Source organism: Burkholderia sp. RF4-BP95 (assembly GCF_001521985.1).
In the GTDB taxonomy this organism is placed as follows: Bacteria; Pseudomonadota; Gammaproteobacteria; order Burkholderiales; family Burkholderiaceae; genus Burkholderia; species Burkholderia diffusa.
This window is the reverse complement of sequence record NZ_LOSX01000010.1, coordinates 41,591-57,108: the sequence shown is the minus strand read 5'-3', so window position 1 is coordinate 57,108 and position 15,518 is coordinate 41,591. Positions and strand designations below refer to the sequence as shown.

General features: G+C 69.3%; 13 protein-coding genes and 1 pseudogene. 2 read left to right on the top strand and 12 right to left on the bottom strand.

The features are described 5' to 3' along the window. The 10 genes and pseudogenes from WS46_RS35015 to hutH all read right to left on the bottom strand — a co-directional run. Nucleotides 1-173: pseudogene (locus WS46_RS35015) on the bottom strand (aspartate aminotransferase family protein); the annotation flags it as partial. 28 nt (nucleotides 174-201) lie between these two features. After that, complete coding sequence (locus WS46_RS02655) at nucleotides 202-1,539, bottom strand: glutamine synthetase family protein (RefSeq protein WP_059689197.1); 1,338 nt, start codon at nucleotides 1,537-1,539, stop codon at nucleotides 202-204. Nucleotides 1,540-1,551: 12 nt separating this feature from the next. Continuing rightward, nucleotides 1,552-2,358: a gamma-glutamyl-gamma-aminobutyrate hydrolase family protein gene (locus tag WS46_RS02650; protein WP_059689200.1), complete on the bottom strand. Its 807-nt coding sequence runs from the start codon at nucleotides 2,356-2,358 to the stop codon at nucleotides 1,552-1,554. A 735-nt stretch (nucleotides 2,359-3,093) separates the two neighbouring features. Further along, nucleotides 3,094-3,891, bottom strand: a complete 798-nt coding sequence (hutG, locus tag WS46_RS02640; protein ID WP_059535682.1) for an N-formylglutamate deformylase — start codon at nucleotides 3,889-3,891, stop codon at nucleotides 3,094-3,096. 58 nt (nucleotides 3,892-3,949) lie between these two features. Beyond that, nucleotides 3,950-5,326, bottom strand: a complete 1,377-nt coding sequence (locus WS46_RS02635; RefSeq protein WP_059689195.1) for a formimidoylglutamate deiminase — start codon at nucleotides 5,324-5,326, stop codon at nucleotides 3,950-3,952. A 23-nt stretch (nucleotides 5,327-5,349) separates the two neighbouring features. Then, nucleotides 5,350-6,573 carry an imidazolonepropionase gene (gene hutI / locus WS46_RS02630; RefSeq protein WP_059689194.1) on the bottom strand — a complete coding sequence of 408 codons (1,224 nt, stop codon included), beginning with the start codon at nucleotides 6,571-6,573 and terminating at the stop codon, nucleotides 5,350-5,352. Between the two features lie 4 nt (nucleotides 6,574-6,577). Then, nucleotides 6,578-7,189 (bottom strand): HutD family protein, encoded by a 612-nt coding sequence (locus WS46_RS02625; protein WP_059689193.1) that lies wholly within the window; start codon nucleotides 7,187-7,189, stop codon nucleotides 6,578-6,580. A 2-nt stretch (nucleotides 7,190-7,191) separates the two neighbouring features. Then, nucleotides 7,192-8,880 (bottom strand): urocanate hydratase, encoded by a 1,689-nt coding sequence (hutU, locus tag WS46_RS02620; protein ID WP_059535688.1) that lies wholly within the window; start codon nucleotides 8,878-8,880, stop codon nucleotides 7,192-7,194. Between the two features lie 40 nt (nucleotides 8,881-8,920). Next, nucleotides 8,921-9,616: a histidine utilization repressor gene (hutC, locus tag WS46_RS02615; RefSeq protein WP_044847652.1), complete on the bottom strand. Its 696-nt coding sequence runs from the start codon at nucleotides 9,614-9,616 to the stop codon at nucleotides 8,921-8,923. A gap of 4 nt (nucleotides 9,617-9,620) precedes the next feature. Beyond that, a complete protein-coding gene (hutH, locus tag WS46_RS02610) occupies nucleotides 9,621-11,144 on the bottom strand; it encodes a histidine ammonia-lyase (protein WP_059689192.1) in 1,524 nt (507 codons plus the stop codon). A gap of 226 nt (nucleotides 11,145-11,370) precedes the next feature. Here hutH and WS46_RS02605 point away from each other — a divergent pair, with 226 nt between their 5' ends. Further along, nucleotides 11,371-12,291 carry a glutamate/aspartate ABC transporter substrate-binding protein gene (locus WS46_RS02605; protein ID WP_059689191.1) on the top strand — a complete coding sequence of 307 codons (921 nt, stop codon included), beginning with the start codon at nucleotides 11,371-11,373 and terminating at the stop codon, nucleotides 12,289-12,291. A gap of 21 nt (nucleotides 12,292-12,312) precedes the next feature. Here the strand turns inward: WS46_RS02605 and WS46_RS02600 are convergent, their stop codons facing one another. Beyond that, the gene (locus tag WS46_RS02600) at nucleotides 12,313-13,065 is read right to left on the bottom strand and encodes a 4'-phosphopantetheinyl transferase superfamily protein (RefSeq protein WP_059689190.1); all 753 of its coding nucleotides are present in this window, start codon (nucleotides 13,063-13,065) and stop codon (nucleotides 12,313-12,315) included. 100 nt (nucleotides 13,066-13,165) lie between these two features. Further along, nucleotides 13,166-14,209 (bottom strand): alpha/beta fold hydrolase, encoded by a 1,044-nt coding sequence (locus WS46_RS02595; protein ID WP_059689189.1) that lies wholly within the window; start codon nucleotides 14,207-14,209, stop codon nucleotides 13,166-13,168. A 119-nt stretch (nucleotides 14,210-14,328) separates the two neighbouring features. Between WS46_RS02595 and WS46_RS02590 the strand changes: the two genes are divergently transcribed. Continuing rightward, entirely contained in the window at nucleotides 14,329-15,270 is a 942-nt protein-coding gene (locus tag WS46_RS02590) for a LysR substrate-binding domain-containing protein (protein WP_059689188.1), read from the top strand. Nucleotides 15,271-15,518: the final 248 nt, after the last annotated feature.

Here is a 15,518-nt window from a genome sequence, read left to right as displayed (position 1 = left end):
ACCTTGTTGCCGTCCGAGTCCCACAGGTAGACGCCGTCGGCCTTCACGATCACGCGGCTGCCCGCGCGGTTGAGCGCGCCCATGTCGGAGAACGGGTGGATGTGGTGCGCGGCGTCGAGCGCGCGGTATTCGGCGGTCGAGCGCGCGGCGACGGCTTCGCTTCGTTCTGTCATGTTGCCTCCGCAGGTCGGTGCCGCACGCTCACACGTGCAGCAGGAGATGGCGACGTTCCCACGAGCTGATCACGCGGAAAAACGCTTCGTATTCGGTTTCCTTCAGCGCCAGATACGCCTTCACGAACTTGTTGCCGAGAATGTCGGCAAGCGGCGCGCACGCGGCCATCAGCGAGATGCCCTCCTCGAGGTTGCGCGGCAGCTGATACGGCAGGTCGTAACCGTCGGACGCGATCGGTTCGGTCGGCGCGAGCTGCTGCGTAAGACCGAGATACCCGGCCGCGAGCGTCGCCGCGAATGCGAGGTACGGATTGCAGTCGACGCCCGGAATCCGGTTCTCGATGCGCCGCGCGACCGGCGTGGACTGCGGGATGCGAAAGCCGACGGTGCGGTTGTCGTAGCCCCACTGCACGTTGATCGGCGCGGCCATGAAGCGCGACAGCCGGCGGTACGAGTTGATGTACGGCGCGAAGATCGGCATCAATGCGGGCGTGTATTTCTGCAGCCCCGCGAGATAGCTGTGGAACATCGGCGAGACGACGCCGCCCTCGTCGGCGAACAGGTTGTGGCCGGTGCGCGCATCGGCGAGGCTCTGGTGGATATGCATCGCGGAGCCGGGCTCGTTTTCCATCGGCTTGGCCATGAACGTCGCGTACATGTTGTGGCGCAGCGCCGCCTCGCGCACCGTGCGCTTGAACAGGAACACCTGGTCGGCGAGCGACAGCGCGTCGCCGTGCACGAAGTTGATCTCCATCTGCGCGGCGCCGACCTCGTGGATCAGCGTCTCGATGTCGAGGCCCTGCATTTCGCAGTATTCGTAGATGTCCTCGAACAGCGGATCGAACTCGTTGACGGCCTCGATCGAATACGACTGACGCCCCGTCTCCGCGCGGCCCGTGCGGCCGACCGGCGGACGCAACGGCAGGTCCGGGTCGGCGTTCATGTCGACCAGATAGAACTCGAGTTCGGGCGCGACGACCGGCTTCCAGCCCTTCGCCTTGTACAGGTCGAGCACGCGGCGCAGCACGTAGCGCGGCGAAATCTCGACCGGCGAGCCGTCGAAATGCACGCAATCGTGAATCACCTGCGCGGTCGGATCGACGGCCCACGGAATCAGGCAGATCGTCGACGGATCGGGCACGCACACCATGTCGGGATCGGTTACGCCGGTCAGCGAGCCGTCTTCAGGATAGTCGCCGGTGACGGTCTGCACCATCACCGCCTGCGGCAGGCGCATCGATTCGCCGGACTCGAACTTGTTGCGCGGAATGATCTTGCCGCGCGCGATGCCGGCCATGTCGGGAATGATCGCCTCGACTTCGGTGATGCGGTGCTGACGCAGGAATTCGCTCAGTTCGGGTTGCATGATCGGCCTCGTTCAGTCGATGTCGGATGCGGCCGGCGACGGCAGGATGCCGCCGGCCGCATGAATGCGGTGTGTCATGCGCGCGCGGCACGCCGCGCCGAATGCCGCGAAGATGTCGCGCGACAGCGGCTGTTCCGCGAAGCGCCATTCGGGATGCCACTGCACGCCGAGCGCGAACGCGCGCGCGCCGCGCACGCTGACGGCCTCGATCAGCCCGTCGGGCGCGCTCGCTTCGACCACGAGCCCCGCACCGAGCCGCGCGATGCCCTGGTCGTGCAGCGAATTGACCATCGCGTCATGCGCGCCGCGCGCGACCCGTTGCAGCAGGCCGCCCGGCGCGAGCTGCACGCGGTGCGCGGGGCCGTACTGCCGCTCGAGCGGATCGCCGTCGCGCTCGCGATGATCGTGGAAGCCCGCGCTCGCATGCAGCCGCTGATGCAGCGTGCCGCCATACGCGACGTTCAGCTCCTGCATGCCGCGGCAGATCGCGAGCACGGGCACGCCCGCGTCGATCGCCGCGCGGATCAGCGGCAGCGCGGTCGCATCGCGCGCGGGATCGTGCAGCGTGTCGGGCATGCTCGCCGGGCCGCCGTAGTGATGCGGCTCGACGTTCGAATAGCTGCCGGTCAGCAGCAGCCCGTCGATGGACGCGACGATCGCGTCGACCGGCTGGCGCGTGCCGAGCGCCGGCAGCACGAAGGCGAGCGCGCCGGCACCGTCGACCAGCGCGACGAGATACTTCTCGCCGGCCGTGTGGTTCGGATGGGCGCCGCGCATCACGCGGTCGGCGGTGACGGCTACGAGCGGGCGCGGTCGCATGATCGCCTCCAGGATGAACGTGCGACGCGGGCATCCGCGCGGGGCGATGGCCACGCGCGGTCGCGCCGCACGCGCCCATGCGCGATCCTGCCGCGCGAACGGCGCGGCAACGGACGGTGCGACCCGATGCGAAAGCGGAAACGGACGCTAGGGCAACAATGAAGCGCTGCCGTCGCACTGCACCGCGCTGAACACGTGCGCGGTCACGAGGTTGAAGCGGCGCAGGCCGCGATGGGACACAGCGAAGAGACGAGGCTCGCGTATGAGGGCGGCGCGCGTGCCGCGATCAGCATGCCGGATCGGCCCGGCCTGAGGCGGCGCGCCCGCCGACGGACTTCGGGTCCGGCATATCGAAGGGCTGGCGGCTTTCACGATCGTACTCGACTGACTGGTGAAGACAGGACACGTGTCGCGATGAAGCGGAGGCGGCAATGCCGCGCGGCGACACGTCGGCAAGGTGTTTCGCAACGGATTCCGGCGCGGTGCGGCGCTGATCGACGCCGTCGCGGCCGGCGCGCGTGACGACTTCCTGACATTCAGCTTATATCACCTAAAAATTGCGTCAAATTTTCAGGTATCGATCCCGACATCGATCAGACGAAAAAAAACGGCATCGACCCGACCGGTCGATGCCGTTTTGTGCGCTGCGTCGGCGCGTGCAGTGCCCGCTGGCAGGCCGTCGCGCAAGGCGGCACCGCGCCGCCGCACACCACGCACGCGGCGCGCGCCGGCGGCTCAGCGATGCGCGAGCGCGGTTTCGACGAGCGTCTGCAGCAGCGGCACGATCCGCGCGGCACGCGCTTCGTCGTACGCGTACGGACGCGTCTCTTCCATATAGGTGATCTGCGACAGCTCGAGCTGCACGGCTTCGACGCCGGTGGCGGGCACGCCATAGTGACGCGTGATGTAACCGCCCTTGAAACGCCCGTTCGCGACGGCCGTATAGCCGCCGTGCGCGCTCACGCATGCCGCCAGCGCCTCGGCGAGGCCGGGCGCGGCGCTCGCGCCGCTCGACGTGCCGAAGTTGAAGTCCGGCAGGCGGCCTTCGAAGAAGCGCGGCACGTGCGAGCGGATCGAATGCGCTTCCCACACGAGCACGCGGCCGTGCTCGCGCTTCAGGCGCGCGATCTCGCCTTGCAGCGCGTCGTGATACGGGCGCCAGTAGCGGTCGCGACGGCGCATGATCTCGTCGTTGCCGGGCAGCGCGTTCGCCGGATACAGCGGCGCCTTGTCGAACGTGTCGACCGGCACGAGCCCGGTCGTGTCCTGCCCCGGGTACAGGTTCTCGTTGTCGGGCGGACGGTTCAGGTCGACGACGTAACGCGCGTGCGACGGCACGAGGATCGACGCGCCGAGCGTCGCCGCGAACCCGTACAGCCGCTCGAGATGCCAGTCGCAATCGTCGACGAAGCGCGCATCGGGCGTCATCGTCGCGGCGATGTCGTCGGGAATGTGGGTGCCTGCGTGCGGAATCGAGATCAGCAGCGGCAGCGTGCCCTGCTTCAGCGTGAAAACAGCCGGTTGTTCAGTCATGTCGCATCACCGTAAGAGTCTGCCGGCGCGCGCACGCGGCGCGCCGGGTGCCGCGCGTTCAGCGCAGCAGTTGCGCCAGCGCGGCGCGGTAGTCGGCATACGCGACGGCTTCGTCGCGATGGCGGCGCCCGCTCACGACGCGTTCGCCGCCGGTGTAGACGTCGAGCACCGGCGTGTCGCCATGCTCGGCGAACACCGCGCCCGACAGCCACGCCGTGCTGTCGTGTTCGGCAATCGCCGGATGATCGGGATCGAGCACGAGCCAGTCGGCGCGGCAGCCTTCACGCAGCGCACCGATGCGCCGCCCGCTGGCCTGCGCGCCGCCCGCGAGCGACGCGTCGAACAGCCGGTCGGCGACATGCGCCTGCGTGTCGCTCGCGAGCACGTTGCGCGCGCGATGCACGAGCCGCTGCCCGTATTCGAGCAGGCGCAGCTCCGAGCGCCAGTCGACCGACGCATGGCTGTCCGAGCCGACGCCGATCACGCCACCCTGCGCGAGAAAGTCGACGGCCGGGAACACGCCGTCGCCGAGGTTCGCCTCGGTGGTCAGGCACAGGCCGGCCACCGCGCGACGCTGCGCGAGCACGGCCGTTTCGGCTGCATCGACGTGCGTCGCGTGCACGAGGCACCAGCGCGCATCGACGTCGAAGCGATCGAGCAGCCACTGCACGGGACGCGTGCCGTAAGCACGCACGCAATCGTCGACTTCGGCCGTCTGTTCGGCGATATGGATATGCACGGGCGCGTCGTCGGGCAGGCCGTCGAGCAGCACGCGCAATCCACTCTCGGACACCGCGCGCAGCGAGTGCGGCGCGACGCCGTAGCGCAGTCCGCCATGCTCGGGCGCGACGCGGCGCATCGCGTCGAGCAGTTCGAGCAGCCCGTCCGGCGTGTTGATGAAGCGGCGCTGGTCGTCGCGCGGCGGCTTGTTGCCGAAGCCGGCGAACTGGTACGACACGGGCAGCATCGTGATGCCGATGCCGGCCGAGCGGGCCGCGTCGATCACGCGCGTGCCGAGTTCCGCGATCTGCGGATAGCGCGAGCCGTCCTGCGCGTGATGCACGTAGTGGAATTCGCACACCGACGTGTAGCCGCACTTCAGCATCTCGACGTACAGCCAGCGCGCGATCGCCGCGAGCGCGTCGGGCGTGATCTTCAGCGCGAAGCGGTACATGAGATCGCGCCAGCTCCAGAAGCTGTCGGCGGGATTCGCGCGGTATTCGGTGAGCCCCGCCATCGCGCGCTGGAACGCGTGCGAATGCAGGTTCGGCATGCCGGGCACCACGGGCCCTGCCGCGCGCGCGACGCCGGCCGGCGCGTCGGCATCGGGCGTCACGTCGGTCAGCGTGCCGGCCGCGTCCCAGCGCAGCAGCACGTTGCGGCGCCAGCCATCGGGCAGCCGGGCATGGTCCGCGAACAGCGTCATTTCGGTCATCGTGAGTCTCGTCTGTTGCAAGGCTAGCCGTTGATCCGGCGAAACACCGTCGTACCGCCGCGCACGACCTGCTCGCACAGCGGCCGGCCGATCCAGTAAGCGAGCTCCGACAGCGAGCCGACCGACCAGGCCGCGAAATCGGCCTGGCGACCGACCTCGAGCGCGCCGTGACGATCCGCGCGGCCGAGCGCCGCGGCCGCATGGCGCGTCACGCCCTGCAGCACCTCGGGCACCGTCATGCGGAACAGCGTGCAGCCCATGTTCATCGTCAGCAGCAGCGATTCGAGCGGCGACGTGCCGGGGTTGTGATCGGTCGCGAGCGCGATCGGCACGCCGTGCTTGCGCAGCAGCTCGATCGGCGGCAATTGCGTTTCGCGAATGAAGTAATACGCGCCGGGCAACAGCACGGCGACCGTGCCGGCCGCCTTCATCGCCTCGATGCCGGCTTCGTCGAGAAATTCGAGGTGGTCGGCGGACAGCGCGCGATACCGCGCGGCGAGCGCGGTGCCACCCGCGTTCGACAACTGCTCCGCGTGCAGCTTCACCGGCAGGCCGCGCCGCGTCGCGGCCTCGAACACGCGCTCGGTCTGCGCGAGCGAGAAGCCGATGCGCTCGCAAAATACGTCGACCGCATCGACGAGGCCTTCGTCGGCGAGCGCCGGCAGCATCCGCCCGCACACTTCGTCGATGTAGTCATCCGCGCGGCCCGCGTATTCCGGCGGCAGCGCGTGCGCGCCGAGGAACGTGGTGTACACCGTGACCGGAAAGCGCTCGCCGAGCTGGCGCGCGACGCGCAGCATCTTGCGCTCGCTCGCGAGGTCGAGCCCGTAGCCCGACTTGATCTCGATCGCGGTCACGCCTTCGGCGAGCAGCGGCTGCAGGCGTGCGGCCGCCTGCACGAACAGCGCCGTCTCGTCGGCCGCGCGTGTGGCGCGCACCGTCGACACGATCCCGCCGCCCTGCCGCGCGATCTCCTCGTAGCTGACGCCGGCGAGACGCTGCGCGAACTCGTCGGCGCGCGTGCCGCCGTACACGAGGTGCGTATGGCAGTCGACGAGGCCCGGCGTCACCCACGCGCCGTGCAGGTCTTCCCGCCGCCAGTGCGCATAACCGTGCGGCAGCGCGGAAAACGCGCCGAGCCACACGATCGTGCCGGTTTCGTCGACGGCGATCGCCGCGTCGTCGATCGTTTCGTCGGGATGGCCGTGCGGACACAGCCTCAGGTGATGCCAGACAATCGGTTTCATGCGTTCAGTCTCGTTCGCCGACGGCGAGCGACACGGCGAGCAGCGCGCCGCCTCCGCTCACGACGACGTCAAACGCACGCTGCGGCCCGTCGAGCCGCAGCGTGTCCATTTCCTGCAGTGCATAGTGCGCGCCGTCGACGTCGATGCCGACGGCGCCGGTCGCGCAGAACAGCAGCACGGTATCGGCGCGCTCGACGCGGTGCGTGCCTTCGGGCCACACGTCGACCGTCCCGCGCGCGGCCGAACGGCGCGTCATCAGGTTGAAGTCGCGCGTGGCGCCGTCGTGCAGCGTCGCATCGATCGCCGTTTCGCCGGCGAAATCCGCGCGGGCGAGCGGCGCGTCGAGCACGTGGCGCGCGCCGCCCGCTTCCGCGAGCGTCATGCCCGCACCGGAAAGCAGCACGAGCGTGCGGTCGATGCCGTCGAAACGCGAGAACGGCCCGGCCGCGCCGACGTCCGCGACGCTCACGCGCCAGGCGAACGCGTCGAGCGCGGCGCCCGGCGGGAACGCGCCGATTTCGCGCGTCACGCCGCCGCCGTTCTTCCACGGCGACGCAACGAGATCCGCCGCACGGATCATCGTTGCGTGCACCGGCGCCTGATCGAGCGCCGTCATGCTCAGCGGCCGAGCATCGGCAGCTTCAGGCCGGCTTCGCGGGCCGTCTGCTGCGCGAGTTCGTAGCCGGCATCCGCATGGCGCATCACGCCCGTGGCCGGGTCGTTCAGCAGCACGCGGCCGAGACGCTCGTGCGCTTCGGCGGTACCGTCGGCGACGATCACGACGCCCGAGTGCTGCGAGAAGCCCATCCCGACGCCGCCGCCGTGATGCAGCGACACCCACGATGCGCCGCCCGCGGTGTTCAGCAGCGCGTTCAGCAGCGGCCAGTCGCTCACGGCGTCCGAGCCGTCCTTCATCGATTCCGTCTCGCGGTTCGGGCTCGCGACCGAACCGGTGTCGAGGTGGTCGCGGCCGATCACGATCGGGGCCTTCAGTTCGCCGTTCTTCACCATCTCGTTGAACGCCTGGCCGAGGCGATAGCGATCCTTCACGCCGACCCAGCAGATCCGTGCCGGCAGGCCCTGGAACGCGATGCGCTCACGTGCCATGTCGAGCCAGTTGTGCAGGTGCGGATCGTCGGGGATCAGCTCCTTCACCTTCTGGTCGGTCTTGTAGATGTCTTCCGGATCGCCCGACAGCGCGACCCAGCGGAACGGGCCCTTGCCTTCGCAGAACAGCGGGCGGATATAGGCCGGCACGAAGCCCGGGAAGTCGAACGCGTTCTCGACGCCCATTTCCAGCGCCATCTGGCGGATGTTGTTGCCGTAGTCGAGCGTGGCCGCGCCGCGCTCCTGCAGCGTCAGCATCGCGCGCACCTGCACGGCCATCGACTGCTTCGCCGGATGCACGATGCCTTCCGGATCGACCTTCTGCGTCTCGCGCCATTGCGCGACGCTCCAGCCTTGCGGCAGGTAGCCGTTGATCGGGTCGTGCGCGCTCGTCTGGTCGGTCACGCAGTCCGGCGTGATGCCGCGCTCGACGCACTCCGTGAACACGTCGGCTGCGTTGCCGAGCAGGCCGATCGACACCGGCTTGCCGGTGCGCTTCGCTTCCTCGATCATGCCGAGCGCCTCGTCGAGCGTCGTCGCCTTCTTGTCGACGTAGCGCGTCTTCAGGCGGAAGTCGATGCGCGTCTCGTCGCACTCGACCGCGATCATCGAGAAGCCGGCCATCGTCGCCGCCAGCGGCTGCGCGCCGCCCATGCCGCCGAGACCGCCCGTCAGGATCCAGCGGCCCGACGGGTCGCCGTTGAAGTGCTGGTTCGCGACCGAGAAGAACGTTTCATAGGTGCCCTGCACGATGCCCTGGCTGCCGATGTAGATCCAGCTGCCGGCCGTCATCTGGCCGTACATCATCAGGCCCTTGCGGTCGAGCTCGTTGAAGTGCTCCCAGGTCGCCCAGTGCGGCACCAGGTTCGAGTTCGCGAGCAGCACGCGCGGCGCATCCTTGTGCGTGCGGAACACGCCGACCGGCTTGCCCGATTGCACGAGCAGCGTCTCGTCTTCGCCGAGATCCTTCAGCGACGCGAGGATCTGGTCGTAGCATTCCCAGTTGCGCGCCGCGCGGCCGATGCCGCCGTACACGACGAGCGCGTGCGGATGCTCGGCGACTTCCGGATCCAGGTTGTTCTGGATCATCCGGTAGGCCGCTTCGGCCAGCCAGGTCTTGCAGACCTTCTCGCTGCCGCGCGGCGCGCGGATCGTGCGCGTCGGATCGAGACGGGGATCGATGTGTTTCGGATGGTTCATGACGGCTGCTCCCGAGGGAAAGTGAATATTCAAATAGGAATCAGAAATGCCCGGTGAAGCGATAACGGCTGCCGGGGTGCCACAGATTCGCCACCGAGGCGACGACGCCCTGCGACCAGGTGCGCCGATGTAAAACCAGACACGGCTCGACGTCGTCCATCCGCAGCTGCTCGCGCCGCTCGGGCGCCGGGGCCGCCGCTTCGATCCGGTACTCGACGCGCTGCAGCGGTGCCGCGCGCATCAGATACAGGTTCGGCGTCGTGTTCGTGAAATCCTGCTCGGCATAATCCGGCGCGACCGCCGGATTCACCCACCGTTCTTCGAGCTGGACGGGTTCGTCATTCTCGAAGTGCAACACCTGCGAATAAAACAGCTTCGCGCGCACGGCCATCTGCATCTCGTCGGCGAGCGCCTCGTCGGCGCGGATCGTCTCGAGGCCGAGCACGCTGGCGCGGTACGCATGCCCGCGCGCGTCGACCTCCTCCGAGATGCTGCGGATCGCGACGAGCGTCGACTCGTACTTCGGCCGCGCGACGTAGGTGCCGGCGCCCTTCATGCGCGTCAGCACCTGCTCGGCCGTCAACTCGCGCAACGCGCGGTTGACGGTCATGCGCGCGACCTTGAACTCGCGGGCCAGTTCGTTCTCGGAGGGCACCTGATCGCCCTCCGCCCACTCGCCGGCGTGAATGCGGCCCAGGATGAAATCCTTGATCTCCTGGTAGACCGGCGCGCTCATGGGCTTACTGTTCCGATGCGAACGAGAACGGCGCGATCTTCGCGAACGCACGCTCGCCGACGAGCTTCGCGATCACGGCGATGTCCGGTGCGAAGTAGTGGTCGAGTTCGTAGTGCGCGACCTTGCTGCGGATCGTTTCCATCACCGGCGCGAGCTTCGGGCTCGTGTGGTGCGGCGCGCGCAGGTCGACGCCCTGGGCGGCGGCCAGCAGTTCGATCGCGAGGATGTGCTTCGTGTTGTCCGCGATGTCGGCGAGCTTGCGCGCGGCGAACGTCGCCATCGACACGTGGTCTTCCTGGTTCGCCGAGGTCGGCAGCGAGTCGACCGACGCCGGGTGCGCGAGCGTCTTGTTTTCCGATGCCAGGGCGGCTGCCGTCACGTGGGCGATCATGAAGCCCGAGTTCACGCCGCCGTCCTTCACGAGGAACGGGGGCAGGCCCGACAGCGTCGCGTCGATCAGCAGCGCGATGCGGCGCTCGGCCAGCGCGCCGATTTCCGATGCGGCGAGCGCGAGGTTGTCGGCCGCGAATGCGACGGGTTCGGCGTGGAAGTTGCCACCCGACAGCACTTCGCCGGTATCCGGGAAGATCAGCGGGTTGTCCGACACGGCGTTCGCTTCGACCAGCAGCACGTCGGCCGCGTGGCGCATCTGGTCCAGGCACGCGCCCATCACCTGCGGCTGGCAGCGCAGGCTGTACGGATCCTGCACCTTGTCGCAGTCGCGGTGCGACTGGTTGATCGGCGAGCCTTCGAGCAGGTCGCGGTACGACGCGGCCGCGTCGATCTGGCCTTGATGGCCGCGCAGTTCGTGGATGCGAGCGTCGAACGGCTTCACCGAGCCGGCGGCCGCATCGACCGACAGCGCACCCGCGACGAGCGCGGTGCGGTACAGGTCTTCGATCGCGAACATGTTGTCGAGCGCCAGCGCCGTCGAGGCTTGCGTGCCATTCAGCAGCGCGAGGCCTTCCTTCGCCTGCAGCGTCAGCGGCGCGAGGCCCGCGACGCGCAGACCGTCGAGCGCGCTGGCGCGCTCGCCGCGAATGAACACTTCGCCGACGCCCAGCAGCACGGCCGACATGTGCGCGAGCGGCGCGAGGTCGCCCGATGCGCCGACCGAGCCCTTCACCGGGATCAGCGGCAGCACGTCGGCGTTGAACAGCGTGATCAGTGCGTCCATCACCTCGCGGCGGATGCCCGAGTGGCCGCGGCCGAGGCTCGACAGCTTCAGCGCCATCAGCAGGCGCACCGACGAGCGCGCCATCGGCTCGCCGACGCCGACCGCATGCGACAGCACCAGGTTCTTCTGCAGCAGCTCGAGGTGGTCGTGCGGGATGTGCGTGCTGGCCAGACGGCCGAAGCCCGTGTTGATGCCGTATGCCGGCTCGCCCTTTGCCGCGATGTCGGCGACGGCCTTCGCGCCTGCGTCGATCTTCGCGAAGCTCGCCGGGTCGAGCTTGAGCTGCACGGATTCGCGAGCGATCTTGCGCAGTTGCGGGAGGGTCAGGTGGCCGGGGGTCAACGTAATCATGTGAGCAATCCTGTCTAGACAAGTTCGTGATGGATTGCAGTGTAGCCATCGCAACTTGTCTAGACAACCCCGTTTTTCACGATTTCGACTCGGGAGTTTCCCTGATGTCCGGCGCGGCCCGCCGCTGTTGCCCGACGGACTCCTGAATTAACATATGTTGCAATTATTTTGTCTTTGGCAACATACGAATCGACACTTTCCCACGATCCGCCCACGGAGACCTGCCATGACCATCCCGCCCCGGTTGACCGCCCTCCTCGGCCGCAGCCTGCTCGCCGCCGCGTGCGCACTCGCGTGCGGCGCGTCGCTCGCCGCGGAACCGCTGTCCGGCACGCTCGAAAAGATCCGGCAAGGCGGCCTGATCTCGATCGGCCATCGCGAGACGTCGGTGCCGTTCTCCTACGTCGACGCGAGCGGCAAGGTGATCGGCTTCTCGCAGGACCTGTGCGACCGCGTGATCGCCGCCGTGAAGGCGCGCACCGGCAAGCCCGACCTGCAGGTGCGCTTCGTCCCGGTCACGTCGCAGAACCGCATCCCGCTGGTGCAGAACGGCACGGTCGATCTCGAATGCGGGGTGACCACCAACCTCGCCGCGCGCCACGCGCAGGTCGCGTTCTCGACCACCTTCTTCGTCGCGACGACGCGCCTGCTCACGCGCACGAGCTCGGGCATCCGCGACTTCCCCGATCTCGCCGGCAAGACGGTCGTGACGAACCAGGGCACGACGTCCGAACGCCTGCTGCGCAAGATGAACGAGGAGAAGAAGATGAACATGCAGATCATCAGCGCGAAGGACTACGGCGAAGGACGCCTCACGCTCGAATCGGGCCGCGCGGCCGCCTACATGATGGACGACGTGCTGCTCGCCGGCGTGCGTCAGCTCGCGGCGAAGCCGGTCGACTGGACGATCGTCGGCACGCCGCAGTCGTCGGAAGCGTACGGGTTCATGCTGCGCAAGGACGATCCGCAGTTCAAGGCGCTCGTCGACGGCGTGCTCGTGCAGCTGATGAAGAGCGGCGAGATCAACGCGCTGTACGACAAGTGGTTCATGAAGCCGGTGCCGCCGAAAGGGCTCGCGTTCGACTTCCCGATGAGCGACGTGATCAAGGCGCGCTACGCGGCGCCGAACGACGTGCCGCTCGAGTGAGCGTCGCGTGCTGAAACGGGTTCAGCGCGTCCACGCGACGCACGCCGCGTAGCCGGGCGCCGCGTCGAGCCAGCCCGCGTCGAACGCGGCCACGCCGGCCGCGGGCGCGGCCGGATCGACGATCGTCGTCGCGGGCGTCGCGGCATCGCGCGGCGGCACGACCGCGAACGCGCGCAGCCCGCCGACGATGCCGGTGCCGAGCGCCTTCAGCAACGCTTCCTTCGCGGACCACACGCGCATGAACGCGTCGGCACGCGCGGCGAGCGGCAGGCCGTCGAGATACGCGGCCTCGGCGGTCGCGCACACCTCGCGCGTCAGCGCACGCCAGTCGGTCGACCGATTGCAGCTTTCGATATCGACGCCGACACGGCCCGTCCCGGTCCACGCGATGAGCGCGTGATCGCCCGCGTGCGACACGTTGAAATCCAGCGATGCGCGATGCGCGGGGTCGAGCGACGGCCGTCCCGACTCGTCGACGACGATCGCGATGTCCTTCGGCGCCACGTCGAGCGTCGCGCCGAGCACATCGCGCAGCGCGGCGCGCGTCGCGGCGCTGCGCACCGCATCCTCATGCCGCAGGTAGCGCCCGGCACGCGCGCGCTCGGCATCGCTCAGCGCCGCATAGGCGGGCGACGCGAGCGGCACGTGCCAGTCGAAATCGATGCGCGCGACCTGCACCCCGGCCCGCGACGCGGCCGGCGGCACGTCGAGCAGGTGCATGCGCCACGCGCGGGACAGGTCGGCGGGAATCTCGGAATCGGGCGGAATGGACATCGGCACGGGGCAGCCAGTCGAATGAAACGTCCGATGTTAATCGATCGCGCGGCGCGGCCGCCGCATCGACGCGACGGCCGGGTCGCACGCGCGTGCGCGGTCACCCGTGCGCGACGACACCCGGCGCGCCGCTCGCCGCCAACCGCGCACGCTGCGCCGGATGGCGCGCGTGGACGCGGCCCGGCGCATCGGCCGGCAACGCGCCGTGTTGCAGCCAGTACAGCGCGACGGGCCACAACGTGTCGGCGAAGCGGCTGTGGAAGAACGCGAAATGGCCGATCGCGTCGACGCCGATGTCGTGCGGCGCGATCCGCAGATGCGTGACGTCGCTGCCCGTGTAGTAGCCGACCAGCCGCTCGATCGCGTCGACCGTGCCGAACCCGTCGTCGTCGAGGCCGATCGCGAGCATCGGCGCCGGCAGCCGCGCGAAGCGCGCCGGCAGCGCGGCGCGGCTCGCGGCGGTTTCGGCGAGCGGGCCATGCGTGTAGGCATCCTCGAAGCGCGCTTGCGAACGCACCCACGACAGCGCGATGCCACGCGGCGTATCCTCCATCCAGCCAAGCCGCTTCGCGGGCACGTAGCCGAACACGGCCGCGAGCGCCGGCATCGCGACATGCCACTTCCACCACATGCGCCGCCGCTCTTCCGGCCGATAGTCGCGCCAGTACGCATACTGCGCGCCGACGGTCACCGCGTGACGCACGTACGCGTTCGACGCCGCCAGCCCGAGCACGCAGCCGCCGATGCTGTGCGCGACGACGTCGAGCGGCTGGCCGGGAAACGCGTCGCGCGCGTACTGCAGCGCGGCCTCACAATCGAGCCGCCCCCAGTCGAGCCAGTTCGCGCGCAGCTTCGCGAGCCGCGCGGGGCGCGAGCCGCCGATCCCGCGATAGTCGTAGACGAGCACGTCACGCCCTTGCGCGAACAGCCAGGCCGCGAAGCGGAAGTAATAGTCGCAGCGCACCGACGTCGCGCAATTGACGACCGTCACGGGCCGCGCGGCGCCGCCGCCGCGATGCCGCCACACGTAGCCGCGCAGTTGGTAACCGTCGGCCGCGGTCAGCGTCACGGCCTCCGGCGGCAACGCACCCGCCGCGCGCCCGGCCGCCTGATCCGACCCGGCTGCTTCGTTCGAAATCGTCATCCTGTCTCCTGTGCGGTGCCGCGTCACCCGGCGCCCGCCCGATCGGCCAGCCTCCATTGAACTTGACGCGCCCGGCGTTCTCAACCAATCTTGCTGCTCCGTTCGCATGAGCCCTACGCATGTCAACGCCGCTCGTCCGTCTCCCGTCGCTGGACCTCGTGCGCGGCTTCGTCGCCGTCGGCCGCCGCATGAGCATCACGCTCGCCGCGCAGGACCTGTGCGTCACGCAGTCGGCGGTCAGCCGCCAGGTGCACGCGCTCGAGGCGCACCTCGGCGTCGCGCTGCTGCAGCGCGGCTATCGCAAGATCGCGTTCACGCCGGAAGGCGAGCGGCTGTTTCGCGCCGCCGACGCGGCGCTGCTCACCCTGCAGGACACCGTCGCGTCGCTCGCCGCCGCGCGCGAGCGCCAGCCCGTCACGATCACCGCGAGCATCGGCGTCACCGCGCTGTGGTTGCTGCCGCGGCTCGGACGCCTGCAGGCGCGCCTGCCGGACGTCGACTTGCGCGTGGCCGCGAACGACAAGGTACTCGATTTGCGCGCGGAAGGCATCGACCTCGGAATCCGCTACTGCCCGCGCGAGCGCGCGCCGGCCGGCGCGCTTCACCTGTTCGACGAAGTCGTCGTGCCGGTCGCGCACCCGGCGCTGGCCGCGCGCCCCGTCACCGACGCGGCCGCGATCGCCGACCACGTGCTGCTCGAATTCGACGGGCCGCCGCAAACGCCACTGCAATGGCGCGCGCACCTGCACGCGGCCGGGCTCGGCGACGCGCGCCCGAAGGGCGTGCTGCGCTTCAACCAGTACGACCAGGTGATCCACGCCGCGATCGCCGGCCAGGGCGTCGCGCTCGGGCGGCTCGCGCTCGTCGCGCCGATGCTGGCGGACGGCCGGCTCGCGGTGCTCGGCCCGCACTCGCAAGCGTTGTCGGATGCGTACGGCTACTGGCTGTTCCGGCACGATCCGGCGCCGCGCCGCGAAGTCGCCGACGTGCGCGACTGGATTCTCGCGGAAGCGGCCGAATGCGACGCTGCGATTCGCGCGTACGACGTGGCGCAGCGGTAAACCGCGAGCGAATTTCCGCATCGAACCGATGCCGATGCGGCGTCGCGCACGGGATGCGCGCAGCCGCCGGCGATGCACGGACGCCCTGACTACACCGCATCGGCCGCGTATCACGCCGGCCGCATGCGTCGCAGCGACTCCACGCATCCGGCCCGTACGGCCTTCGCCGCCGGCATCGCGTCCGAACCGCGTCGCATTCCCCACGCGCATGCGAACGCGACCGAATGATCGCTTGAGCGCGCCGCGAA